Raw genomic sequence first — 24,427 nt, 5'->3', positions numbered from 1 at the left:
ATGGTCGAGATCGGTGGACAGCGCGCGGATTGTGGATATCCCGGCCACTCGATCGGGTTATTCGTTGAAGCCTGATTCGCCGGACGGCAATTCGAGGTCGTTCTTGTTGAGCTCCTCGATGTTCACGTCTTTGAATGTGAGCACCCGGACCTGCTTGACGAAACGGGCAGGCCGGTACATGTCCCACACCCAGGCGTCGGCCATGGAGACCTCGAAGAACACCTCGCCCTGCACCGAGTGGACCTGCATCTCGTAATCGTTCGTGAGGTAGAAGCGACGCTCCGTCTCGATCACGTATTTGAACAGGCCGACGACGTCGCGGTACTCCCGGTAGAGCTTCAGCTCCATCTCGGTCTCGTACTTCTCGAGGTCCTCGGCGCTCATGGCATGTTCCCCTTCAGCCGTGCGTCCCCCCATTGTGCGTCAGACGCACGGGCGCTAGACGACTTCCGCCGCCAGGATCACCGGAGTGCTCGGCGGCCCCTCGTCGAACAGCGTTTCCAGCAGTCCGGCGAGCCTGGTCGGGTACACCGTCTCACGCGTCGCCGACAGCTCTGCCCGCGTCCACCATCGCAGCCCCGTGACACTGCGTCGTTCCAGGTCGGTGTGGCCGCTCGTCTCCGTTTCCGTCCTGTCCGTGCGGGCCAGGTAGTACCACTCGTCCTGGTCCCATCGTCGCCCGTCGAACGGGAAAGAGCAGTGGCGCTGCCACAGCACGGGCCCGAGCCGGACGTCCGTGATTCCGGTCTCCTCTGCGAGCTCCCGCCGGGCGGCCTGCTCGCGGGTCTCGCCTTCCTCAAGGCCACCGCCGGGGGTGAACCACCAGGTCGACGACGGATCGGCGGGCTCGAAGCCGTGCAGCAGAAGGATCCGGTCCTCGGCGTCGAGCAGGACGACCCGGGCGACCTTGCGCTCTCCGGCGGGAACGGAGCCTCCCTCGGCCGCTGCGGCCTCAGGCTGTCCGGACACGCGCCCGCCCCTTCCGGCCGCGCCCCGAGCGCCGCGACAGCGGACCGTACGCTGCTCCGCCCAGGATCAGCACCGCACCCGCCACCACGGCCACGAAGATCGGCCGCAGCGGCCCGGGCTCGGAGATGCCGCCGGGCAGATCCTCGAACGGGGTGGCCTGCGCGAGCATCCCGAAGCCGGCCAGCGGCCATGCCGTCGCCTCCACGCGGGCGCTGACCGCGCCCCGCGGAACCGACCCGTGATCGCCGTCGGCCAGGTGGACCCGCGAGTCCTGGGATGTGCTGCGGTGATCGCCCAGCAGGAAGAGATGGCCCTTGGGTACGGCGGTGTCGAAGTCGGACGGCGAGGCCGGCTCGCCCTTGGGCAGGTAGGACTCCGCGACCGGCTTGCCGTTCACCGTCAGCCGGCCCTGCTTGTCGCAGCACGCGATCTTGTCCCCGCCGACGCCGACCACGCGCTTGACCATGGGCAGGTCGCCCCACAACTCGTCCTTGAAGACGACGACGTCCCCGCGCCGCACGTCGCCCCCGTCTATCCGCTGCGCGAGCACCCGGGCTCCGGTGTCCACGGTGGGCTCCATGGAGTCCGTGGGGACGGTATAGGGCTGGTAGAGGATCGCGCCGAGGACGAAACCCCCGAGGAAGAGCACACAGCCGACGGTCACAGCCAGGCCGGACAGCATGCTGCCCAGCCGGCCGTGGCCGTCGCTCGTACGACGGGTACGTGCCGCAGCGCTCATCCCAGCTCCTCGGGTCCGTCGGGGATCTGGGCGGCACCCTACCCGGCGGTTCCCCCGGCAGTCAGCCGCCGCCGACGCCGGAGCACCAGCGGGACGGCGCCGGCGACCCCGAGCGCTCCGGGGGCCACGGCACCGGCCGCGCCCAGCGCCTGCTGGGCGCCCAGGCCCGGCTGGTCGAAGGTGCCCGGCACGGGCAGCGTCGCCCAGCGGTTCAGGGGCCAGGCCACGACGATGGCCCGGCCGACCACGTCGTCCACGGAGACCGTGCCCTTGCCCGGGAGGTTCTGGTGGTAACGCGAGTCGAGGGAGTTCTGGCGGTTGTCGCCCATCACCCAGATCCGGCCCTCCGGCACCTTCACCGGGCCGAACGGCTTGTCCCCGCAGGGCGAGCTGCCCGGCCGCAGATACGGCTCGTCCAGCGGCTTGCCGTTGACCTCGACCTTCTGGTTGCCGCCCTTGCACGCGACGGTGTCGCCGCCGACCGCGATGACCCGCTTGATCAGGTCCTTCTCCTCGGAGGACGGCATCAGGCCGATGAAGCTCAGCACATTCTGGATGCCCTCGGCCACCGGCCCCGCGTCGGACTGCGGCACCTCGCCGAGCCAACCGCCCGGGTCGTGGAAGACGACGACCTCGCCGCGCTCGGGCTCCGAGCCGAACCACGGGGTCAGCTTGTCGACGAGCACCCGGTCGCCGCGCTGCAGCGTGTCCTGCATCGAGTCCGAGGGGATGGAGAACGCCTGCACCAGGAACGTCTTGATCAGGAGGGCGAGCAGCAGCGCGATGCCGATGAGGATCGGCAACTCCTTCCAGAAGGAGCGTTGTTTGCTCCTCTGCTGCTTCACGCGGCTGCGGTCCTCCTTTGCCGCGGGTGGTTCAGCGAGCTCATCGCGCCGCTCTGCCGGCTGGTTCTCGGGCTCTTCGTGACCGGATCGTGCGCCGACCGCCAAATCCCCCACATCCACTCCTCACTCCGCGCTGCCGCCTGCCCCATGCACGGTGCAGGCCCACCACTCCCATAACGAGCGGGAGTTCCGCAGGGCTCGGGAGAAGGGGCGCCACTTGCACGTCCGGGGACTTTGGGGACCCATCGGGCCCGAACGACAGCCTAGGGGCAGCGGAGCCCGCAGCCGTCGACGCACCGCCCGAGTCGGGCACGGAGGCATATGTGCCGGGTTCCTCGAGACGACGCCAGTGGCCGAGCGGCCAGGCGATGACCTCGGCCCTGCCGACGACAAGATCCTCCGAAACCGTACCGTTCCCGGGTTCGTTCAGGTGGAAGCGGGAGTCGGCGGAGTTGTCCCGGTGATCGCCCATGACGAAGATCCGCCCGGGCGGGACGGTCACCGAGAACTTCATCTCGGACGGGGCGTTCCCGGGATGCAGATACGGCTCGTTCAGCGGCATGCCGTTGACGGTGACCCGCCCGTCCTTGCCGCAGCACTTGACAGTGTCCCCGCCCACGGCGACGACCCGTTTGATCAGGTCCTGCTCGTCCTCCGAGGGCAGCAGACCGATGAAGGTCAGGAACTCCTTGCTCTGCTTGATGACGACCGGGTCATCCTTGGGCGGTGTCTGCTCCTTCTCCAGCCAGCCGCCCGGGTCCTTGAAGACCACCACATCGCCGCGCTCCGGCTTGGACCCGAACCACGGCGTGAGTTTGTCCACCAGCACCCGGTCGCCGATGCGGATGGTCTGCTCCATGGAGCCGGAGGGGATGACGAAGGCCTGCACGAGAAATGTCTTGAGGACCAGCGCGATGAGCAGCGCGACTCCTACGAGGATCGGCACCTCGCGCACTGCTTTGGTACGGCGGCGCCGCTTCATCCGCTTCGCCGCCTTGCGGCGCTCGGCCCGCCCGGGCGTCACCCTGCCGGTCGTCGGGCGCGTGCCGGTGGGCAGCCGCATGTCCATGCGGTGCAGCCCATGCTTCGGCCGGCCTCGTTTACCCATGCCCGCGCCCGTGGTCGAGCTCGGTCCACCGGTCGTGCGGCCAGCCGATCCAGTCCGCCCTGCCGATGACCCGGTCCACAGGCACCATGCCCCCTCCGGGCTCGCCGAGATGGTCGCGCGAGTCCCGGGATGCGCTGCGGTGGTCCCCCATCATCCACAGCTTGCCCTCGGGCACCACGATGTCGAAGGGCACCCGGGACGGGACGTCGCCGGGATGGAGGTACGACTCCTCGACCGCCTCGCCGTTCACTGTGATCCTCCCCCGCTTGTCGCAGCAGGTGACCCGGTCGCCGCCGACGCCGACCACGCGTTTGACGAAGTCGGTCTCGTCCGGCTCGGCAAGGCCCACCGCGGCCGCCCCTTCCCGCAGCAGTCCCGTCACCGGGTCCCCGGTCGGTTCGCCGCGGACGAACGAGTCGGTGCCGTCGAACACCACCACATCGCCCCGCCGCGGCTCATCACCGAAACGGTACGCCAGCTTATTCACGAGCACCCGGTCTCCGGCCCTCAGCGTCGGCTCCATCGATCCGCTGGGGATCAGGAACGGCTGGACCACCCAGGCGCTGAACAGTCCGACGAGGACCGCGCAGACGCCCGTGAGCACAGCGGCGCGGCGCCACGGGCCACGCCGCCGGAGCCAGCAGAGCCGTTCCTTCCCCGGAGCCTCCCTTCGCGGACGTCCCCCTCCCCGAATACGCACGGAGCGCGACCGGTGTTCATGCCCCGCGCCGGGGGCGGAAGAGCGGTCGCGCTCCGAGGGTTGCGTGTCGGTGTCCATCGGGCCAGAGCCTATCCGGCCGGGACAGAACGCCTGCAGAGAACTCAGTTCTCGCGCTTCTCCTTGATCTTCGCGGCCTTGCCGCGCAGCTCGCGGAGGTAGTAGAGCTTGGCGCGGCGCACGTCGCCGCGGGTGACGACCTCGATCTTCTCCACGATCGGGGTGTGCACCGGGAAGGTCCGCTCGACGCCGACGCTGAAGCTCACCTTGCGGACCGTGAAGGTCTCGCGGACGCCGGCGCCCTGGCGGCGGATGACGACACCCTTGAACTGCTGGACACGGGAGCGGTTGCCCTCGATGACGCGAACGTGGACGTTCACGGTGTCGCCCGGACGGAAGGCGGGGACGTCGCTGCGCAGCGAGGCCGCGTCGACGGTGTCGAGAAGGTGAGACATGGTCGTCTGCTTTCCTCGCCGATGCCACAGGTCATCGGCGGTACGTCGTGATGAGTTCGGGAGCCGCACCGTCGGGCGGGCGCCGTTCCCCCTGTGGCAGGGGACGCGCGCCGGACGCACACAGCAGCGGCTTATTCTTCCACGTCACCCGGCGGCCGCCAAAATCGGCCCTCGGGGTCCTCGGTCCAGCCCAGCTCGGCGAGGAACTTCCGGTCGTTCCTGTCCAGAGCTGCCGGGTCGCAGCGCTTCAGCAGCTCGGGCCGGTTGGCGGCCGTGCGGCGGATCGCCTCGTCGCGCCGCCAGCGGGCGATACGGCCGTGGTGGCCGCTGAGGAGGATCTCGGGGATGCCGCGGCCGCGCCACTCGGGGGGCTTGGTGTAGACGGGGCCCTCCAGGAGGTTCTCCATCGCGCCGGGTGCGAAGGAGTCGTCCTGGTGCGAGGCGGCGTTGCCGAGTACGCCGGGCAGCAGCCGGGCGACCGCCTCCGTGATCACCAGCACCGCGGCCTCGCCGCCGGCCAGCACGTAGTCGCCGATGGAGACCTCGTGCACCTCGAGTCGCTCGCCGTACTCGTCGATCACGCGCCGGTCGATGCCCTCGTAGCGGGCGGGTGCGAAGACGAGCCAGGGCCGCTCGGCGAGTTCGACGGCGAGTTCCTGGGTGAACGGGCGCCCGCTCGGGGTCGGGACGACGAGCGTGGGCGTTGCCCCCTCCGGACCGGCGTCCGCCTCGATGACCGCGTCCAGCGCCTCGCCCCACGGCTCGGGCTTCATGACCATGCCCGGACCGCCGCCGTAGGGGGTGTCGTCCACGGTGTTGTGCCGGTCGTGGGTCCACTGCCGCAAGTCGTGGATGTGCACATCGAGCTGTCCGCGCCGGCGCGCTTTGCCGACCAGGGAGACGTTCAGCGGCTCCAGGTACTCCGGGAAGATCGTGACGACGTCGAGTCTCATGCCGTTTCACCCTCGTCCAGGAGGCCCGGTGGCGGGTCGATGACCGCCTTCTGTTCCTCGAGGTCGATGTCCGGCACGATCTCGCTCACGAACGGCACCATGACTTCGCTGCCGTCGGCGCGCCTGACGATCAGCAGGTCGTGGTACGGGAGATGGCTGATCTCGGCGATCCGCCCGACCTCGGTGCCGTCCACTGTCACCACATCGAGGTCGATGAGCTGGTGGTCGTAGAACTCCTCGGGGTCCTCGGGGGTCTCCTCCGGGTCGACCTCCGCGATGAGCAGGGTGTTCCGAAGGGCCTCGGCGCCGGTACGGTCGTGCACCCCCTCGAAGCGCAGGAGCAGTCGCCCGCTGTGGACGCGGCCGCTCTCGATCGTCAGCGGGCCGGCCGAGGCGGGGTCCGTGACCAGGACGGTACCGGGCGCGAGCCGCAGCTCCGGCTCGTCGGTGCGCACCTCCACCGTGACCTCGCCCTTGATGCCGTGGGCGCGGCCGATCCGCGCGACTACCAACTGCACTGTTGCTGCTCCCCTTTGCGGCTCCGGCCCCTCCGCCTCGGGCGGACGCGGTGACCTCGCCGTCGAGGTTCCGGGTGGACGGTTGCTGTGGAACGCCGCCGCGGGCGGCTGGTGCCGACAAAGGCCGGGGAGGGCCAGGCCCTCCCCGGCCTCAGCCGGTGTACTCCGCGCCGCTCAGCGGACGTGGTCCACATCGACGAGATCGACGCGGACACCACGGCCGCCGATGGCGCCGACGACGGTGCGCAGAGCACGCGCGGTGCGGCCGTTGCGGCCGATCACCTTGCCGAGGTCCTCGGGGTGGACCCGGACCTCCAGTACGCGGCCCCGCCGTAGGTTGCGCGAGGCGACCTGCACGTCGTCGGGGTTGTCGACGATGCCCTTCACCAGGTGCTCGAGGGCCTCCTCGAGCATCCTCAGGCCTCGGTCGACGCGGTGGACTCAGCGGACTCGGCCGCCGCGTCCGCCTTCTTCTCGGCCTTCTTCGTCTTCGGGGTGATGGCCTCACCCTTCGGCTCGTCGCCGGTCTCCTTGGCGGCGGCCTCGAAGAGGGCGCGCTTGTCGGCCTTCGGCTCGGCGACCTTCATCGGCTCCGGGGCGGGCAGGCCCTTGAACTTCTGCCAGTCGCCGGTGACCTTGAGGATGGCCATCACAGGCTCGGTCGGCTGCGCGCCGACGCCCAGCCAGTACTGGACACGCTCGGTGTCGACCTCGATGCGCGAGGGGTTCTGCACCGGGTGGTACAGACCGATCTCCTCGATGGCCCGGCCGTCACGGCGGGTACGGGAGTCGGCGACGATGATGCGGTAGTGCGGCGACCGGATCTTGCCCAGGCGCTTCAGCTTGATCTTGACTGCCACGGGTGTGGTGTCTCCTGCTCTACGACGTGTTTGAGCGCAACGGCTTCCACGTGGGGTTGTGGGATCCGAGCGCCCGGTGGACGCGTCAGCCGAGGGAGAGAGGGATCCGGTCCGGCTGCCGAGTACTCAGCGGACCATTGTGCCACACCGCGGACACACCGCCGTACGCCCCGGGGTGACCGCGAGGGGTCACTACGGGGCCGTACGACGCGCTGTCAGGCGGCCGCAGCCGTCTCGGGGATCCGGAAGGGCTTGCCGCACCCGCCGCAGACGATGGGCGCCTGGGCGAGCACGGACGGAACGACCCGCACATTCCTCCCGCAGTCGCACACCGCCTTCACGCGCACCCCGCCGCCGGAGGAGCCGTGCCGGGCGGCAGGTCCCCGGAAGCTGCGGGTGGTGTCCGCCGTCGTGGCGACCGAGTGCGCCTTGAGAGCGCGCTGGAGCCGCTCGATGGTGGTGCGGTAGCGCTTCTTCGCGTCGGGGCTGAGTACGACCAGGGAGAAGCCGCTGCTGGCGTGCGGCTCATCGGGATGGTCGAGCCCGAGCTCCTCGGCGATCGCGAGGAATCTGCGGTTGTGGTAACGGCCGGCCCGCGAGGTGTCACGAACGCCGCGTGAGGCGGCGATGCCGTGGACGGCTTCGTGGAGCAGCCGTTCGAAGGAGAGCTCCGCGCCGCAGGCGGACGAGGATTCTCCGATCAGCGATTCGGGGGCGGCAAGATCCGGCAGCTCGGGGTGGTGCCGTTGAATGTCGGCCCACGCCTGCGCCAACTCCGCCGCGAGAACAGGTGGTGTCGTGCTCACGTCGTAAGAACGATCCGAGGTGCCCTGGTGTTCCGATTCCGGGCCATCCCAAATATTTTGCACGTACCAGTCAGTTTCGGTTCATGCGCCGTGACGAGGGCAGGATCCGCAGATCTGTGGAGGAGCGGCGCAGCTCCTGCCAAGCCGGTGCGTACCGGCCCGTACGCCCCCGTGCGTAGAAAATCTGCGACACCGGAGCGCGTCCTGCCCGGGACATCGAGGCCCCGCGACCGCGGGGCCGGGCGATCAATAGGAGCGGGCGACGACGGCGAGGGTGCCGGGGGCGTCGTCGGAGCCCGGTACGGACCCGTCCTCCCCCACCAGGCAGCGCACGGTCACCGACTGCTCGGCCAGCTTCGCCTCGCCCTCCTCGCCGAGCACCGCCCATGGGATCCGGGCCCAACCGCCCGCCACCGCCGCCTCCGCGGCCTCCTCGATCGTGGTCACATCGGAGGTGCGCGCCTCGCGGCGCTCGCGGGACTGGCGCAGCAGCAGCGCCTGGTCGTCCTCGAGGATCTTCGGGAGCAGCGTCTCCAGGGCCTCGGTCCGCACCGGCTCCTTGCCGCCGGGGATACGGCGGGCGACCATCGCCGTACCGCCCGCCAGATCCTTGGGGCCGATCTCGATGCGGACCGGTACGCCCTTGAGCTCCCAGTCCACCGCGCGACGGCCGAAGGGAGTGTCCGTGCGGTCGTCGACCTGGACGCGTAGTCCTGCCGCGGCGAGCCTGTCACCGATCTCGCGGACGGCGGCGATCACCGCGTCGTCGCCCTTGATGGCCAGGACGACGACCTGGACGGGGGCCAGGCGCGGCGGGACGCGGAGGCCGTCATCGTCGCCGTGCATCATCACCAGGGCCCCGATCATGCGGGTCGTGCTGCCCCAGGAGGTCTGCCAGACGCGCTCCTGCTTGCCGTCCCTCGAGAGGTACTGGGTGTTGAAGGCCTTGGCGAAGTTCTGCCCGAGCTCGTGGCTGGTGCCCAGTTGCAGCGCCTTGCCGTCGCCCATCATGCCTTCGAGCGTGAGGGTGTTGATGGCGCCCGCGAAGCGCTCCTTGGCCGTCTTGCGGCCGAGGACCACGTCCATGGCCAGGACGTCCTCCATGAAGTCGCCGTAGACGCGACGGTGGATGCGGGCGGCGTAGTCCCGCGCCTCCTCGTACGTGGCGTGGGCGGTGTGGCCTTCCTGCCAGAGGAATTCCGATGTGCGGAGGAACAGCCGGGGACGCATCTCCCAGCGGACCACGTTGGCCCACTGGTTGATGAGCAGGGGCAGGTCGCGGTAGCTCTGCACCCACTTCGAGAAGTACTCGTTGATGATCGTCTCGGAGGTGGGCCGGACGACGACCGGCTCCTCCAGCTCCTTGCCGCCGCCGTGGGTGACGACGGCCAGCTCGGGGGCGAAGCCCTCGACGTGCTCCGCCTCCCTGGTCAGGTAGGACTGCGGGATGAAGAGGGGGAAGTACGCGTTCTGCGCACCGGCCTCCTTGATCCGGCGGTCCATGTCCTGCTGCATCCGCTCCCACAGGCCGTAGCCGTACGGCCGGATGACCATGGTGCCGCGCACCGGGCCGTTGTCGGCCAGCTCGGCCTTGTTGATCAGGTCCTGGTACCAGCGCGGGAAGTCCTCCGCCTGGGGAGTGAGCACGGGAGCTTTTGCCATGGCGGAGATGGTACGGGGGTGTCACCCTGAAATGTGAATCGGAGGGTGCACGGGCTGACACAGGGGGCGCACGGAGGGTGCACACAAGCACCCTCGCACAACCCCTGGACTCCCGGACGGATCGGCAGTTACCTGGCATCGGGGATCCCCGGCCCTCGGGTTGCGGCCCGGAACGGCGCCGGGGGATTTGGCTGAATGCACACTTTCACGGGGGCGGATCAGGCGTAGGACGGCAACGGCTCTCGGCGGATTGGGGCGCATCGATGACACCCACGCTCGTGTCGCAGCACCACCTTCACCCCGTTTCCCCTCCGGATCCCGCGGGCTCCGCGCGCGCCCGCGACTGGGCGGAGATCCAGGAACGCATGCTGGTGCCGCTGTACGAGGCGGTGTACGAACGCCTGGAGGTCGGCCCCTCGACCCGGATGCTGGGCCTGGGATGCGGCTCCGGCCTGGCACTGCTCATGGCATCCGTGCGGGGCGCGACCGTCGCCGGCACCGACGCCCATCCGCAGCGGCTCTCGCTGGCGCGGGAACGGCTGCTCCCCGGCCCCGACGGGCCGGGCGGGACGGCGGCCGGCCCGTCGAGACGGCTGGGCGGAACAGCAGAGGAGGTCGCCGATCCCGGTGGCGCCCCGTTCAACCTGGTGACGGCGTTCGACCCGCACGCGTACACCGGAGGCGACCTGGTGGTGGCGCTGGCGGAGGCGGCGGCGGCCGCCGAGCGCGGCACACTGGTCGTCCTGGCCGGCTGGGGCCCGGCCGAGCGGTGCGCCACCGCGTCGGTACTGCGGATCGCGTCCCGGCTCGCGGAACCGCTGCCCGCTCCCGGAGGCGGTCGGCAGCCCGGTGGCCGGGACGACCTGGAGGAGTTGGCCCGGCAGGCCGGATTGCGCCCCGACGGCTCGGGCCGGGTGGCCTGCCCGTTCGGGTACGCCAACATGGACAGTGCCGTACGCGGCCTGCTGTCGACCGGCCAGTTCGACGCGGCCGCCGAGGCCACGGACCAGGCGCAGGTCGAGAAGGAGCTGACCGAGGCCCTGCACCCGTACACCCGCCCGGACGGAACGGTCTGGATGCCCAACGTCTTCCGCTACCTCATCGCCCGCGTCTGACCCCCGACGGCGTGCAGGCCCGCGACAACGGCCGCGGCGGGGAACTGGTCTCCCGGCCGCGGCCGCAACGTGTCGTGGCGCGTCAACGCACCACAGCGCCCGCCTACTTGTCCTGGGGCGGGAGCATGTCCCGGAATTCCTTGGGGAGTTCGAATGAGCTCGCGTCCTGGCCGGCGCCGGGAAGGCCGAACGCGCCGCCCTCCTGGCTGCCGGCGCCGGCAGCCTTGCGCTGCGCCGCGGCCTGCTCCTCGGCCTTGCGCTTCATGGGGTTGCCGCTGCGCTGCCTGCCCTTGGCCTGCTTCTGCTTCTTCTTCTGCCGGCCGGGGCCGCCGCCCATGCCCGGCATCCCGGGCATCCCCGGCATGCCGCCGCCCTGAGCCATGCGCGACATCATCTTGCGGGCCTCGAAGAAGCGCTCCACCAGGTTCTTCACGGCGCTGACGTCGACGCCGGAACCCCGGGCGATACGGGCGCGGCGCGAGCCGTTGATGATGTACGGGTCCTGGCGCTCGCCCGGGGTCATCGACTTGATGATCGCCGCCGTGCGGTCCACGTCCCGCTCGTCGAGATTGTTGATCTGGTCCTTCATCTGGCCCATGCCCGGGAGCATCCCGAGCAGTTTGGAGATGGAGCCCATCTTGCGGACCTGCTCCATCTGGGCCAGGAAGTCGTCGAGCGTGAACTCCTTGGGCCCCTTCGCCAGCTTGGCGGCCATCTTCTCGGCCTCTTGCTGGCTGAAGGTCTGCTCGGCCTTCTCGATCAGGCTGAGCATGTCGCCCATGCCGAGGATGCGGGACGCCATGCGGTCCGGGTGGAACGCGTCGAAGTCGTCCAGCTTCTCGCCGTTGGAGGCGAACATGATCTGGCGGCCGGTGACGTGCGCGATCGACAGCGCCGCACCACCGCGGGCGTCGCCGTCGAGCTTGGCGAGCACGACCCCGTCGAAGCCGACGCCGTCGCGGAACGCCTCTGCGGTGTTGACCGCGTCCTGGCCGATCATCGCGTCGACGATGAAGAGGATCTCGTCGGGGCTGACCGCGTCCCGGATGTCCGCGGCCTGCTGCATCATCTCGGCGTCGACACCGAGGCGTCCGGCGGTGTCGACGATCACGACGTCGTGCTGCTTGGAGCGGGCGAACTCGATCGAGTCCTTGGCGACCTGCACCGGATCCCCGACACCGTTGCCGGGCTCCGGTGCAAATACGGCGACCTCGGCGCGCTCGGCCACGACGCTGAGCTGGTTCACCGCGTTCGGGCGCTGGAGGTCCGCGGCCACGAGCACCGGCGTGTGGCCCTGCGCCTTCAGCCAGCGGCCCAGCTTTCCGGCGAGGGTGGTCTTGCCCGCACCCTGCAGACCGGCGAGCATGATCACCGTCGGCGGCTGCTTGGCGAACCGCAGTCGTCGTGCCTCGCCGCCGAGGATGCCGATGAGCTCCTCGTTGACGATCTTGATGACCTGCTGGGCGGGGTTCAGCGCCTGGGAGACCTCGGCGCCGAGCGCGCGCTCCTTGACCTGCTTGATGAAGGCCCGCACCACGGGCAGCGCGACGTCCGCCTCGAGCAGCGCGATACGGATCTCCCGCGCCGTGGCGTCGATGTCCGCCTCGGAGAGGCGGCCCTTGCCCCGGAGGTTCTTGAACGTCGCTGCGAGGCGGTCGGAAAGAGTGTCGAACACGGCGGTCGCGAATCCTCGGATCGGGGAGCGGTCGGGCAGATGACTCCCAAGGGTATCCGTACGGCCCGGGTGCGGTCTGCCCCGTACCGCACCGGGCACCGGCCGAGGGACTCACGCCAGGGCGTTCTCCACGGCACGGGCGACCTGTGCGGCCTGCCCGTCCGGCAGCGGACCGCCGGCCGGATCCGTGACGTAGAACGCATCGACCGCGTTTGCGCCGAGGGTGCTGACGTGGGCGCTGCGCACCCGTACCGCCTCGGCGTCCAGCGCCCGGCCGATGCGGTGCAGCAGCCCGGGCGCGTCCTGGGCGCGCACCTCGATGACGGTGGCGAGGCGGGAGCCGGCCGAGGCGACGGTCACCCGCGGCGGCGGGGCATCCACACCGCGGCGGCGCGGGTAGGCGGCCTCGCGCTCGGCGAGGCGGGCGGCGATGTCGAGCGAGCCGTTCAGGGCGCGGACCAGGTCGTTGCGCAGCCGCGCGGCCTGCGGCAGCGAACCGTACTCGGCGGCCACCCGCCAGCTGAGCAGCAGCACATCGCCCGGCCGCTGCCCGCCCGGCTCCTGCGACGCCGCGGCATCGGGCAGTTCGACGGCGCGCAGATCGGCGGCGCGGACCGTCAGCCGGTGCATGGCCAGGACCCCGGCCACCGCGGGCAGGACGCCCCGCTGGTCGGGCACGGCGATGAGCAGCTCCACCCCGACCGGTTCCGGCCGGGCGTCCGCGTCGCCCGTACCGCCCTCCTCCTCACCCGGCAGCGCGGGCTCGGTCTGCGCGTGGAGAGCCAGTACGGGCCCTCCCGTACGGAGGGCCTCGACGGCCAGACGCTCCTGCTCGGCCGTGGTCTCCTCGGTCGCCGCCTGGTCCTCGACGGGTTCGCCCGCGAGCACCGCGGTGACACGTTTCACCAGATCTGCGACCAGGGAGCCGCGCCAGGAGCTCCATGCCGCGGGTCCCGTGGCCAGCGCGTCGGCCTCGGTGAGTGCGTGCAGCAGCTCCAGGGTGCCGGCGCCGCCGACAGCCCGGGCGACCGAGGCGATGGTGGCCGGATCGTCCAGATCGCGCCGCGTCGCGGTCTCCACGAGCAGCAGATGGTGACGTACGAGGGTGGCCAGGACCTCGGTGTCGGCGCGGTCGAAGCCGATCCGCGACGCCACGTCCTTGGCGATGACCTCACCCGCGACCGAGTGGTCGCCGGGCCAGCCCTTGCCGATGTCGTGCAGCAGGGCCGCGACCAGCAGCAGATCGGGGCGGCTGACCCGGCGGGTCAGCGCGGAGGCCCGTACGGCGGTCTCCACCAGATGACGGTCGACGGTCCAGCGGTGGACGGCGTTGCGCTGAGGCCGACACCGTACGCGCTCCCAGTCGGGCAGGAATCGGGTGATCAGTCCTCCCGCCTCCAGCGCCTCCCACACCGGTACCGTGGGCGCGCCCGCGCCGAGCAGGGTGACCAGCTGCTCCCGGGCCTCGGCCGGCCACGGTACGGGCAGGGGCCGCGCGGCAGAGGCCATGCGCCGTACGGCGTGCAGCGAGAGCGGCAGTCCGGCCTGGGCCGCCGCGGCGGCGGCCCGCAGCGGGAGCACGGGGTCGCGGTCGGGGCGCGCGGTGCGGGCGAGCACCACCTCGCCGTCCTGTTCCACGACGCCCTCGGCGAGCGGCGTCCGCTCGTACTCGCCCTGCGGACGGCCCGTGCGGCCGCCGAGCAGGGAGCGCAGCTTCGGCCGCGCCGCCCGGGCGCGCAGCACCCGTCCGACCTCGCGCCAGGTCACGTCCCCGGCGTACGCGATGCGGCGAGCGGCCTCGTACACCTGGCGGAGCAGCGCGTCGGCGTCCAGCAGGCCGAGACCGGCGGCAACCTGGTCCTGTTCCTGGAGGGCCAGCCGGTCGGTGGCCCGGCCGGTGGCCAGGTGCAGCGCGTCGCGGACGTCCAGCAGATTCCGCCGCGCGGCCTCCAGCCCCTCGCGGGGCGCGTCGGCGAGCCAGGAGGCGGCCACCGCGCGCAGCGCGGTCACATCGCGCAGACCGCCCCGCGCCTCCTTGAGATCGGGTTCCAGCAGGAACTGCAACTCGCCCTGGCGCTCGGCCCGTTCCTGGCACAGCTCCAGCAGTTCGGGCAGCCGCTTGGGGGCCTGGTTGCGCCAGTCGGCGAGAACGGCGGTGCGCATCCCGGCCGTCAGCGCGGCATCACCCGCGACGTGGCGGGCGTCGAGCAGGCCGAGCTGCACCTTGAGGTCCTCCCCCGCGGTCCTGCGGGCCTCGGCGGGGGTGCGGACGGAGTGGTCGAGGGAGAGCCCGAGGTCCCAGACGGGGTACCAGAGACGGTCGGCCAGCGAGGCCACCGCACCGGCGTCCGCCGTCCCGTCGTGCAGCAGGAGCAGGTCGAGGTCGCTGCGCGGGGAGAGTTCGCCGCGGCCGTAGCCCCCGACGGCCACCAGGGAGACACCACCGAGACCGGCGTCCCGGGCACCCCGGCGGAGCAGCCCGGCCAGCCAGTCGTCGGTGAGACCGGCCAGGGCAGCACGGCGCGGCGACCCCGACTGCGTCCCCTCCTGGAGGAGATGCAGCCGGGCCGCCGCATAGCTGCCGGGTCCCGAGTCGGACGCTTTCCCCATGGCTCCGGGGCTCTTCTCGTCGAGGCTTTCCGCCGTCACTCGGGCTCCTTGTCCGGTCGGTGTCAGAGTGCGTCCGGTCCGCGCTCGCCGGTCCGTACGCGGACCGCCGAGTCGACCGGGACGCTCCAGACTTTGCCGTCGCCGATCTTGCCGGTGCGCGCCGCCTTCACGACGACATCGATGAGCTGGTCGGCGTCCGCGTCCTCGACCAGCACCTCGATGCGGATCTTCGGGACGAGGTCGACGGTGTACTCAGCGCCGCGGTAGACCTCGGTGTGGCCGCGCTGCCGCCCGTAGCCACTGGCCTCGGTGACGGTCAGGCCCTGCACTCCGAAGGCCTGCAGGGCCTCCTTGATCTCGTCGAGCCGGTGCGGCTTCACGACTGCGGTGATGAGCTTCATACGTCCACCTTCTTGTTCGCCGCGGGTGCGGCGGGGGCGTCCTTGTCCGTGGCGGGGGCGGCCTTGCGGGCCACCGAGCCACCGCCGGCTCCGCTGAAGTCGTACGCCGTCTCCGCGTGCTCGTCCTGGTCGATGCCGGAGACCTCGACGTCCTCGGAGACCCGCATGCCGATCACCTTGTCGACGGCGAAGGCAAGGACCGCGGAGACGACGAGAGAGTACGCGAGGACCGCGAAGACGCCCGTGGCCTGCTTACCGAGCTGATCGAGGCCGCCGCCGTAGAACAGGCCCTTGGCGTCGGACTGGACACCGCCGGTGGCGAAGAGGCCGACGAGCAGCGAGCCGACGACACCGCCGACGAGGTGGACGCCGACGACGTCGAGGGAGTCGTCGTAGTCCAGGCGGTACTTCAGGCCGACGGCCATCGCGCACAGCACACCGGCGACTGCGCCGACGGCGATAGCGCCGAGCGGGCTGACGGAGCCGCCGGACGGGGTGATGGCGACCAGGCCCGCGACCGCGCCGGAGGCGGCGCCGAGGGTGGTGAACGCGCCGTGGCGGATCTTCTCGTACGCGAGCCAGGCCAGCATCGCGGCGGCGGTGGCGACCTGGGTGTTGACGAACATCACCGCGCCCACGCCGTCGTCGTTGCCCAGCCAGGAACCGGCGTTGAAGCCGAACCAGCCGAACCACAGCAGACCGGCGCCGAGCATCACCAGGGGCAGACTGTGCGGCCGCATCGGGTCCTTCTTGAAGCCGACGCGCTTGCCGATCACCAGGATCACACCGAGGGCCGCGGCACCGGCGTTGATGTGGACCGCCGTACCGCCCGCGAAGTCGATCACGCCCATCTCGAAGAGCCAGCCGCCCGCTCCCCAGACCCAGTGGGCGACCGGGAAGTAGACGACCGTGACCCACAGCGCGATGAACAGCGCCCAGGCGGTGAACTTCACGCGGTCTGCGAGAGCGCCGCTGATCAGGGCCGGTGTAATGATCGCGAACATGAGCTGGAAGACGGCGAACACATAGATCGGGATCGTGTAGCCGTCCCAGAGCTCGGTGAGGCCGATACCGCTCAGTCCGACGAAGTCGGACGACCAGCCGATGACGCTGCCGGAGTCGGTGCCGAAGGCCATGCTGAAGCCGTACAGCACCCACAGGATGGTGACGATCCCCAGGCTGATGAAGCTCATCATCAGCATGTTGAGGGTGCTCTTGACGCGGACCATGCCTCCGTAGAAGAAGGCGAGGGCCGGGGTCATGAGCATCACCAGGGCAGAGCAGATGAGCATGAATCCGGTGTTGGCGGCAGACAACTCGGGAGCGTCTGCGGCGAGTGTGGTGATGCCTGGGGGCATCGGCGTCTCCTCGTCGTCGTGCGGCCCGTGCGGGCGGTGCCTGAAGCGGAGGGGGGTGGGCCGGTTATGCGCCTCGACATTGACGCAGGCCGGTTTCAGTCGATGCCGCACGGTGTTTCGCCGCCGTGACGAAGAGCCTGGGCGTGTTACGCGCGGATGAACTGCCGGTGGTCCGCGCGGCACCGCCGATACTCTGCCGCGAGTACCCGGAGCTGAGGCCACACCCAACCGGCTGACCTGCGGAAAAGGAGCCAGTTGGGCGTACGGAACGGCAGCGCTCCGCCGGCTCGGCGGGAACGGGGAGCGACGGCACTGTGACGGTGCGGTTGTTCCGGGAAGGGCCGGGACCGGCCTGCGTAACACCGGCGCCGATGGCCGAGGGCCGGAATCCGGCGGGCGTTCGCTCCGGCAGAAGCGTCTGCGCGCCCGGGAGGGTCCGCTCAGGAACGGTCCACTCGGGCCCCGGAAAGGCCCGGTCCGAGCCCGGGAAGGTTTCGTCAGGGCCGAACGGGGCCGGTCAGACCGCCTGGGCCGTCTCGATGGTGTCCGGGAGGTGCAGCGCGAGCTGATCGGCGACGTGGACGACTTCGGCCACGTCCGCGAAGTCCCGGGCGGCGGTGTCCACGGTCTTGCGCAACCGTGTGTTCACTCGCTCCGACCGCACCCGCTTGGCGACGACGAGGGCCTTCTCAGCCGCGGCCGCCGACTGCTCGGGCTCCTTCTCCAGCAGATGGACGGTGGCCATGCCGATCAGGTTGAGGGCGTACGAACGCTGGTGGATGTCGTCCTCGCCGAACAGCTCGACGGCACGCTCCATCTCGGGCCTGGCGAGCGAGGCGTATGTCGGGCTGCGCCCGGCCACATAGGCCAGGTCGCGGTAGGAGTGTGCGTTCTCGGCGTGGAGTTCGGCCTCGGAGAAGAACCGGATCCAGTCCGGTTCGTGGTCGGACCGGGAGATCTCGGCGAAGGTGTCCTGGGCCATCCGCACGGCGCGGTGGCACTTGTTGGGCTGGCCCATGTTGGCGTACGCCCGGGCCTCCATCGCATACAGCATCGCCTGGGTCCGCGCGGTCGAGCAGTCCCGGCTGCCGTACTGCGCGAGGTGGATCAGCTCCAGGGCGTCGTCCGGCCGGCCGACATGGATCATCTGGCGGCTCATGTTGGACAGCACATACGAGCCGAGCGACTTGTCCCCGGCCTCCTTGGAGGCGTGGAGGGCGAGGACGAAGTACTTCTGCGCGGTGGGCTGGAGACCGACGTCGTAGCTCATCCAGCCCGCCAGCTCGGCGAGTTCGGCGGCGACCTTGAACAGGCGGGCGGAGACCGCCTCGGGCTGGGACTCCTGCAGCAGATCGGTGACCTCATGGAGCTGGCCCACCACCGCCTTGCGGCGCAGCCCGCCACCGCACTGCGCGTCCCACTGCCGGAACATCCGGGTGGTGGCCTCGAGCAGATCCAGCTCCGGCCCGGACAGCTTGGTCGCGCGGCGCGGTGCCGCCCGGGCCGTCACCACCGGGGGCTCGGCCGGCGCAGCGGGCGGGCCGGGCACCAGCCAGCGCTGCATCGGCTCGATGAGGGCGGGGCCCGCCGCGAGGGCGAGGGAAGTGCCGAGGAAGCCCCGCCGCGCCAGCATCAGGTCGCTTCGCGAGAATTCGCTGATCAGCTCGACCGTCTGCCGGCCGGCCCAGGGGAGGTCGACGCCGGAGACGGAGGGTGACTGATGGGCGGCGCGCAGCCCGAGCTCCTCGATGGCGACGACACAGCCGAATCGCTCGGAGAAAAGCTCGGAGAGGATCCGCGGAATGGGCTCGCGCGGCTGCTCCCCGTCGAGCCAGCGGCGCACACGGGAGGTGTCCGTGCTGATGTGGTGCGCCCCCATCTGGCGGGCGCGGCGGTTCACCTGGCGCGCCAGTTCGCCCTTCGACCAGCCGCTGCGCACGAACCACGACCCGAGCTGCTCATTGGGGCGCTTGTCGGCGCTCGACCCGCTACCGCCGTTGCCGCTCACCGGAACGCCCCCAACCCACACTTCGATGTCGTCCGCGAACCGTCCAACAGAATGCCGCTTCGTACGGCGTCCTGTCCCGCGAAGTGGCCTGCGGGGAGGGCGGGGAGACGGAGCGTCATGCCACCGGCATACCCAACAGCGGGCGCACTCAACGGAGTTCGTGCACTCAACGTAGTCCCGCGATCACCATGCTCGCGAGGCGATTCCGGGAAACGCCACCATTCGCCACCCCTTCGAATGAACTCACCCGCAGCGCTTCGCGATTCACTTGACACAGGGCGACGACAAGAGGGCGGAGAGGCGCATAGGGGAGCGCACACTCCGACGCACACCACCCGCTGAGCCACGCCGCGCCGCCACGGAGACGGGATGACGACGGACGGTCACGGCGAGACTCCATGACGTAACCATCGGCGGCAGAGACCCGTTGGAGGGGGCATGGGCTTCACGATCGGCGGCATCCGCGACATGCGGTCCGGCTCACGGAGGCGTGCCCGTGCGACCGAGTGCACGGCCGTGGCGGAGTACACCGGCCTGTGGGGGTGGGACGTGGCACCCGGTGCCCGCGCCAAGCGGGGCCCCGGTGACGGCCACGGCGAGTGCTCCTGCGGGACGGCCCGCTGCCCCCGCCCCGGAGCCCACCCGCTCGACTTCGCGCCCGAGGTGAAGGCGGGTGCCACGCTCGACGAGGTCACAGCTGCCTGGGCGGAGGTACCGGGCGCCGCCGTGCTCCTGCCGGTGGGCCGGTCGTTCGAGGTGATCGAGGTCGCCGAGACGGCGGGGCGGCACGCCCTGGTCCGCCTCGAGCGGATGGGACTTCCGCTCGGCCCCGTCGTCGTGACCCCGCACGGCAGGGCGCAGTTCTTCGTCGCGCCCGGCGGAGCGACCGAACTCCCCGAGCTGCTCTACCGGATGGGCTGGGACGACACCGGCCTCGACCTGCACGGCATCGGCGCCGGCAGCCACATCACCGCGCCGCCCTCCGACCTGGGCGGGCTGGGGCCGGTGCGCTGGCTGCGACCCCCGGCCCTGGACACCGCGGGCCGTCCGCCGCAGGCCCGTCTTCTGCTCGGCACGCTCGCGTACGCCTGCCACCGCTCGGTGGCCTGACCAGCCCGGTCCCGTACCGGCAGCCCCCTGTCCGTCGAGGAGCGGTCCGAAGTGGCGCAGGGTACGTCTCGTGCGCAGGGTACGTCTCGTGCGCCGGGTACGTCTCGTGCGCCCGCAACGCCGGAGCCCGCCCGCCCACCGGATGCCCCGGAAGCGGCGCGGGAGCCGCCATAGGACGCCGCAGGGACGCCGGAAGCCAAAGCCCCGGCCCCGCCGCATCGGAGCTCTGCGGCGGGGCCCGGGACTTCAGCCGCCTCGGGAGTGCGGTCGGCTCAGTCGCCGATCAGCGCGTCCACGAACGCCTCGGGCTCGAACGGCGCGAGGTCGTCCGCCCCCTCGCCCAGCCCGACGAGCTTCACCGGCACGCCCAGTTCCCGCTGCACGGCCACGACGATGCCGCCCTTGGCGGTTCCGTCCAGCTTGGTGAGCGCGATTCCGGTGATGTCCACGACCTCGGCGAAGACCCGCGCCTGCACCAGGCCGTTCTGCCCCGTCGTGGCGTCGAGCACCAGCAGGACCTCGCTGACCGGCCCGTGCTTCTCGACGACCCGCTTGACCTTGCCCAGCTCGTCCATCAGTCCGGTCTTGGTGTGCAGCCGACCCGCGGTGTCGATGAGGACGACGTCCGCGCCCTCGGCCATGCCTTCCTTCACCGCGTCGAAGGCGACCGAGGCCGGGTCGCCGGCCTCCGGCCCTCGGACCGTACGGGCGCCGACGCGCTCGCCCCACGTCTGGAGCTGGTCGGCCGCCGCGGCGCGGAAGGTGTCGGCCGCGCCGAGGACCACACTGCGCCCGTCGGCGATGAGCACCCGGGCCAGCTTGCCGGTGGTGGTGGTCTTGCCGGTGCCGTTGACGCCGACGACCATGACGATGCCCGGGACCTCCTCACCGTCGGCGGATCCCACGGACCCGTCGGTGTGCACGGAGCGGTCGGCCTCGGTGCCGATCAACTTGAGCAGCTCTTCGCGCAGCAGGCCGCGCAGCTCCTCGGGCGTACGTGTACCGAGCACCTTGACGCGCTCGCGCAGCCGCTCGACCAACTCCTGGGTCGGGGCGACCCCGACGTCGGCGGTCAGCAGCGTGTCCTCGATCTCCTCCCACGTCTCCTCGTCGAGGTGCTCGCGGGAGAGCAGGCCGAGCAGGCCCTTGCCCAAGGTGGTCTGGGAGCGGGAGAGCCGGGCCCGCAGCCGTACGAGGCGGCCTGCCGTCGGCTCGGGGACCTCGACCGGCGGAACCGGCTCGGTGACGATCGGCGCCCCTGGGGCCGGGGCCTCGGCCTCCGCCTCGGGGAGGCCGACTTCCTCGATGGTGCGGCGCGGTTCGTCGCGCGGGGTCTCGGCCTCGTCGCCGACGTGCGGTTCGGCGGGGGGCGCGGTGATGGTGGGCGAACTCGGCGGGCTCTCCGGCCGCTTCTTCCGGCGGCTGCCGATCACGAGCCCGCTGATCGCGACGAGCGCGATCACGGCGATGACTACAGCAAGGATGACGGTGTCCATAACGGACCCAGTATCGGCCACACGGCCGCGATGGCGAGCCCTCGGGCAGCTACGGCAGCAAACGTGACAAAACGCACCGTCCGGCCGCACATCCGTGCCCCCTACACCGGTTCGGGGCCGTGCGGGGCGCCTGGCGTTCTCCCGGCCCTTTTGACTCCCCTGGGCTGGGCGGCCACCGTCGCGCTGGCCGTGCGGTCTTCGCCGCCTCCCGGAGCCCCGGGAGAGCGCACCGGCGGAGGAGGCGTCCCCCGAAGACCCCGACCGGGTCGCGGCACCGGCCGCCACCGGCTGAACCCACGGGCCGGACCCTCTAGCTAGCTGACGCATCGTCAACTACCGTGCCTCCTCGCCCGCTCACCGCGAAGGCGAAGGGGGACGTCCGCCATGCCCGTCACCGTCGTACGGTTCAACCTCGTCGGCCCCGGCGCCTCGCCGGAGTCGCTGTCCCACCGCTACCGCGCCGCCGTGGAGATGGCGGCCTACGCGGACGACCGCGGCGTCACCATGGTCCAGACCGAGGAGCACCACGGCGCCGAGAACGGCTGGCTGCCCTCTCCCCTGGTCTTTGCGGGCGCCGTCCTGGGCGCCACCCGCCGCATCTCCGTCACCGTCTCCGCGCTCATCGCCCCGCTCTACGACCCCCTGCGCCTGGCCGAGGATCTCGCCGTGCTCGACCTCACCAGCGCCGGGCGGATCACGGCTGTGGCGGGCATCGGCTACCGGCAGGAGGAGTACGCGATGCTGGGCCGCACCTGGGAGCGGCGCGGGCGGCTCCAGGACGAGGGACTGGAAACGCTGCTGAGGGCCTGGACGGGCGAGCCGTTCGACTACGGGGGCCGTACGGTCCGCGTCACCCCCCGCCCGTACACCCGGCCCCATCCGCTACTGCTGGTCGGCGGCAGCTCGAAGGCGGCGGCCCGGCGTGCGGCCCGGCTCGGCCTGCCCTTCTTCCCCAGCGCCCACCTCCCGGAACTGGAGGCCTATTACCACGCCTGCCGCGAGGAGTTCGGCACGGAGGGCTGGTGCATGATGCCGCCCGCCCGTACCCCGCTGCTGCACATTGCGGAGGACCCGGACCGCGCCTGGGCGCTGTACGGCGAACACCTGCTGCACGAGGCGCGGATGTACGCGTCCTGGCAGTCCGCCGGGGGCATCCACTCGGCCGTACGCTCGCGTGCGGACACGGTCGGAGAGCTGCGCCGCGAGGGCATCCACCGCATCCTCACCCCCGAAGAGTGCGCGGCGTTCGCCGCATCGGGCGAGGGCGCGGGAAGTCTGGTGCTGCATCCGCTGTGCGGCGGTATGCCGGTGGACGAGGGCTGGCGCAGTCTGCATCTGTTCGGCGAAAAGGTACTGCCCCGGCTCCAGGGATGAGCCGGGGCAGCGACCTGCCACGAGGAGTGGGCAGCGGGGGGAATCAGCCCATCTCCTCCAACGCCTTGCCCTTGGTCTCCGGCACCCACTTGAGGATGAACGGGACCGAGAGCAGAGCGAAGACCGTGTAGATCACGTACGCGCCGGAGAGGTTCCAGTCCGAGAGGGACGGGAAGCTCACGGTGATCAGCCAGTTGGCGACCCACTGGGCCGAGGCGGCGACACCGAGCGCGGCGGCACGGATCCGGTTGGGGAACATCTCGCCGAGCAGCACCCAGACGACCACGCCCCAGGAAAGGGCGAAGAACAGCACAAAGGCGTGGGCGGCGAAGAGTGCCACCGTGCCCTGGAGGTCCGGCATGGAGATGTGGGTGCCGCTGCCGGTCTTGTACGAGAACGCCCATGCGGCCGCGCCCAGCGAGACCGCCATGCCGACGGAGCCGATGAGGGCGAGCGGCTTGCGGCCGAGGCGGTCGACGAAGACCATCGCGATCACCGTGCCGATGATGTTGATGATCGATGTGGTGAAGCTGTAGAAGAACGAGCTGCTCGGGTCGATGCCGACGGACTGCCACAACGACGACGAGTAGTAGAAGATCACGTTGATACCGACGAGCTGCTGGAAGACCGAGAGGCCGATACCGATCCAGACGATGGGCAGCAATCCGGCGCGGCCGCCGAGAAGGTCCTTGAAGGTGGACTTGTGCTCGCTGCGCATCGCCGTCTCGATCTCGCCGACGCGGGTGTCCAGATCGACGGCACCGCCTTCGACGTCCGCCAGGACCTTGCGCGCCTCATCCGTACGGCCGGCGGATATCAGGAAGCGGGGGGACTCCGGGATCGCGAAGGACAGCACGCCGTAGAGGACGGCGGGGACCACCATCACGCCGAGCATCCACTGCCAGGCCTCGAACCCGGCCAGCTCGCCGCGCTGTTCACCGTCGGCGGCGGTCAGCACACCCCAGTTGACGAGCTGGGAGACTGCGATGCCGATGACGATGGCGGCCTGCTGGAAGGAGGCGAGCCGGCCCCGGTACGCGGGTGGGGCGACCTCGGCGATGTAGGCGGGGCCGATGACAGAGGCCATGCCGATGGCGACTCCGCCCAACACCCGCCACAGGGCCAGGTCCCAGAGCGCGAACGGTACAGCGGACCCGAGCGCGCTGACCGTGAAGAGCGCGGCCGCGATCTGCATCACGCGGATACGGCCGATGCGGTCGGCGAGCCGGCCGGCGATGGCGGCGCCGAGGGCACAGCCGATCAGCGCGGCCGCGATGACCTGAGCGAGGGCTTCCGAACCGACGCCGAACCTCGCGCGGATGGCTTCGACGGCACCGTTGATGACCGAACTGTCGTACCCGAAGAGAAAGCCGCCCATCGCTGCGGCGGCCGTGATGAAGATGACGTGGCCGAGATGCTCGGGGCGGGCCTTGCGCCCTTCGGTCTGCGGTGGCTGCGCGGTGGTGGTCAACGTCTGCTCCTTGGCCCGGCAGCGCCGCCGGGTCTGGGGGTCGGCCCTTCTGATGGGACGCGGACATGACTGCGCCACCACTTGAAGGTAAAGGCAACGTTGCAGAGACTATGTCTTCAAGTCTCGAAGTCAATAGGCCGCAGTCCATGAGAACCGCTGAAGCGATGTGAAGATTT

The 24,427-nt window shown here is 70.9% G+C and carries 23 protein-coding genes; 3 read left to right on the top strand and 20 right to left on the bottom strand.

Features of this window, described 5'->3' with window-relative positions:
* Positions 1-57 precede the first annotated feature (57 nt).
* From AB0M26_RS14575 to proS, 13 genes are all read right to left on the bottom strand, one after another.
* Entirely contained in the window at positions 58-384 is a 327-nt protein-coding gene (locus AB0M26_RS14575; protein ID WP_360846720.1) for a DUF2469 domain-containing protein, read from the bottom strand.
* A 54-nt stretch (positions 385-438) separates the two neighbouring features.
* Positions 439-969, bottom strand: coding sequence for an NUDIX hydrolase (locus tag AB0M26_RS14570; RefSeq protein ID WP_365259912.1), 531 nt, complete (start codon positions 967-969; stop codon positions 439-441).
* A complete protein-coding gene (gene lepB / locus AB0M26_RS14565; RefSeq protein ID WP_365259909.1) occupies positions 953-1,708 on the bottom strand; it encodes a signal peptidase I in 756 nt (251 codons plus the stop codon). The genes AB0M26_RS14570 and lepB (AB0M26_RS14565) overlap by 17 nt, the downstream gene beginning before the upstream one ends.
* A 38-nt stretch (positions 1,709-1,746) precedes the next feature.
* On the bottom strand, positions 1,747-2,658 hold the full coding sequence (gene lepB, locus AB0M26_RS14560) for a signal peptidase I (protein ID WP_365260152.1): 912 nt from the start codon (positions 2,656-2,658) through the stop codon (positions 1,747-1,749).
* A complete protein-coding gene (gene lepB / locus AB0M26_RS14555) occupies positions 2,594-3,661 on the bottom strand; it encodes a signal peptidase I (RefSeq protein WP_365259906.1) in 1,068 nt (355 codons plus the stop codon). The genes lepB (AB0M26_RS14560) and lepB (AB0M26_RS14555) overlap by 65 nt, the downstream gene beginning before the upstream one ends.
* The gene (lepB, locus tag AB0M26_RS14550) at positions 3,654-4,439 is read right to left on the bottom strand and encodes a signal peptidase I (protein WP_365259903.1); all 786 of its coding nucleotides are present in this window, start codon (positions 4,437-4,439) and stop codon (positions 3,654-3,656) included. Before lepB (AB0M26_RS14550) ends, lepB (AB0M26_RS14555) begins: the two co-directional genes overlap by 8 nt.
* Positions 4,440-4,483: 44 nt before the next feature.
* Positions 4,484-4,834: a 50S ribosomal protein L19 gene (gene rplS, locus AB0M26_RS14545; RefSeq protein WP_360846709.1), complete on the bottom strand. Its 351-nt coding sequence runs from the start codon at positions 4,832-4,834 to the stop codon at positions 4,484-4,486.
* A gap of 131 nt (positions 4,835-4,965) precedes the next feature.
* Positions 4,966-5,787, bottom strand: a complete 822-nt coding sequence (gene trmD / locus AB0M26_RS14540; RefSeq protein ID WP_365259898.1) for a tRNA (guanosine(37)-N1)-methyltransferase TrmD — start codon at positions 5,785-5,787, stop codon at positions 4,966-4,968.
* A complete protein-coding gene (rimM, locus tag AB0M26_RS14535) occupies positions 5,784-6,305 on the bottom strand; it encodes a ribosome maturation factor RimM (RefSeq protein WP_365259895.1) in 522 nt (173 codons plus the stop codon). Before rimM ends, trmD begins: the two co-directional genes overlap by 4 nt.
* 174 nt (positions 6,306-6,479) lie before the next feature.
* Entirely contained in the window at positions 6,480-6,719 is a 240-nt protein-coding gene (locus AB0M26_RS14530) for an RNA-binding protein (protein ID WP_009190870.1), read from the bottom strand.
* A gap of 2 nt (positions 6,720-6,721) precedes the next feature.
* A complete protein-coding gene (rpsP, locus tag AB0M26_RS14525) occupies positions 6,722-7,165 on the bottom strand; it encodes a 30S ribosomal protein S16 (protein WP_365259891.1) in 444 nt (147 codons plus the stop codon).
* Between the two features lie 215 nt (positions 7,166-7,380).
* A complete protein-coding gene (locus AB0M26_RS14520; protein WP_360846699.1) occupies positions 7,381-7,971 on the bottom strand; it encodes a hypothetical protein in 591 nt (196 codons plus the stop codon).
* A 246-nt stretch (positions 7,972-8,217) separates the two neighbouring features.
* On the bottom strand, positions 8,218-9,633 hold the full coding sequence (gene proS, locus AB0M26_RS14515) for a proline--tRNA ligase (protein ID WP_365259887.1): 1,416 nt from the start codon (positions 9,631-9,633) through the stop codon (positions 8,218-8,220).
* 263 nt (positions 9,634-9,896) lie between these two features.
* Between proS and AB0M26_RS14510 the strand changes: the two genes are divergently transcribed.
* Complete coding sequence (locus AB0M26_RS14510) at positions 9,897-10,748, top strand: SAM-dependent methyltransferase (protein ID WP_365259884.1); 852 nt, start codon at positions 9,897-9,899, stop codon at positions 10,746-10,748.
* A 103-nt stretch (positions 10,749-10,851) separates the two neighbouring features.
* Here the strand turns inward: AB0M26_RS14510 and ffh are convergent, their stop codons facing one another.
* The 5 genes from ffh to AB0M26_RS14485 form a co-directional block, all read right to left on the bottom strand.
* Positions 10,852-12,423 carry a signal recognition particle protein gene (gene ffh, locus AB0M26_RS14505; protein ID WP_365259881.1) on the bottom strand — a complete coding sequence of 524 codons (1,572 nt, stop codon included), beginning with the start codon at positions 12,421-12,423 and terminating at the stop codon, positions 10,852-10,854.
* Positions 12,424-12,534: 111 nt separating this feature from the next.
* Complete coding sequence (locus AB0M26_RS14500) at positions 12,535-15,033, bottom strand: [protein-PII] uridylyltransferase (protein ID WP_365260149.1); 2,499 nt, start codon at positions 15,031-15,033, stop codon at positions 12,535-12,537.
* 62 nt (positions 15,034-15,095) lie between these two features.
* The gene (locus AB0M26_RS14495; protein WP_360846688.1) at positions 15,096-15,434 is read right to left on the bottom strand and encodes a P-II family nitrogen regulator; all 339 of its coding nucleotides are present in this window, start codon (positions 15,432-15,434) and stop codon (positions 15,096-15,098) included.
* The gene (locus tag AB0M26_RS14490) at positions 15,431-16,792 is read right to left on the bottom strand and encodes an ammonium transporter (protein ID WP_365259878.1); all 1,362 of its coding nucleotides are present in this window, start codon (positions 16,790-16,792) and stop codon (positions 15,431-15,433) included. Before AB0M26_RS14490 ends, AB0M26_RS14495 begins: the two co-directional genes overlap by 4 nt.
* Positions 16,793-17,309: 517 nt before the next feature.
* Positions 17,310-18,800, bottom strand: coding sequence for a hypothetical protein (locus AB0M26_RS14485; RefSeq protein WP_365259875.1), 1,491 nt, complete (start codon positions 18,798-18,800; stop codon positions 17,310-17,312).
* Positions 18,801-19,238: 438 nt separating this feature from the next.
* On the opposite strand from AB0M26_RS14485, the gene AB0M26_RS14480 reads away from it, so the two are divergent.
* Complete coding sequence (locus tag AB0M26_RS14480; RefSeq protein ID WP_365259872.1) at positions 19,239-19,910, top strand: bifunctional DNA primase/polymerase; 672 nt, start codon at positions 19,239-19,241, stop codon at positions 19,908-19,910.
* 272 nt (positions 19,911-20,182) lie between these two features.
* Here AB0M26_RS14480 and ftsY read toward each other — a convergent pair whose 3' ends face one another.
* On the bottom strand, positions 20,183-21,406 hold the full coding sequence (gene ftsY, locus AB0M26_RS14475; protein WP_365259868.1) for a signal recognition particle-docking protein FtsY: 1,224 nt from the start codon (positions 21,404-21,406) through the stop codon (positions 20,183-20,185).
* A 384-nt stretch (positions 21,407-21,790) separates the two neighbouring features.
* Here ftsY and AB0M26_RS14470 point away from each other — a divergent pair, with 384 nt between their 5' ends.
* Positions 21,791-22,780, top strand: coding sequence for an LLM class flavin-dependent oxidoreductase (locus tag AB0M26_RS14470; protein WP_365259866.1), 990 nt, complete (start codon positions 21,791-21,793; stop codon positions 22,778-22,780).
* A gap of 43 nt (positions 22,781-22,823) precedes the next feature.
* On the opposite strand, the gene AB0M26_RS14465 is transcribed toward AB0M26_RS14470, so the two are convergent.
* Complete coding sequence (locus AB0M26_RS14465) at positions 22,824-24,251, bottom strand: sugar porter family MFS transporter (protein WP_365259863.1); 1,428 nt, start codon at positions 24,249-24,251, stop codon at positions 22,824-22,826.
* Positions 24,252-24,427 lie beyond the last annotated feature (176 nt).

It is taken from the genome of Streptomyces sp. NPDC051776 (assembly GCF_040681345.1).
Taxonomy (GTDB): Bacteria; Actinomycetota; Actinomycetes; order Streptomycetales; family Streptomycetaceae; genus Streptomyces.
This window is presented reverse-complemented; position numbering and strand designations above follow the sequence as displayed.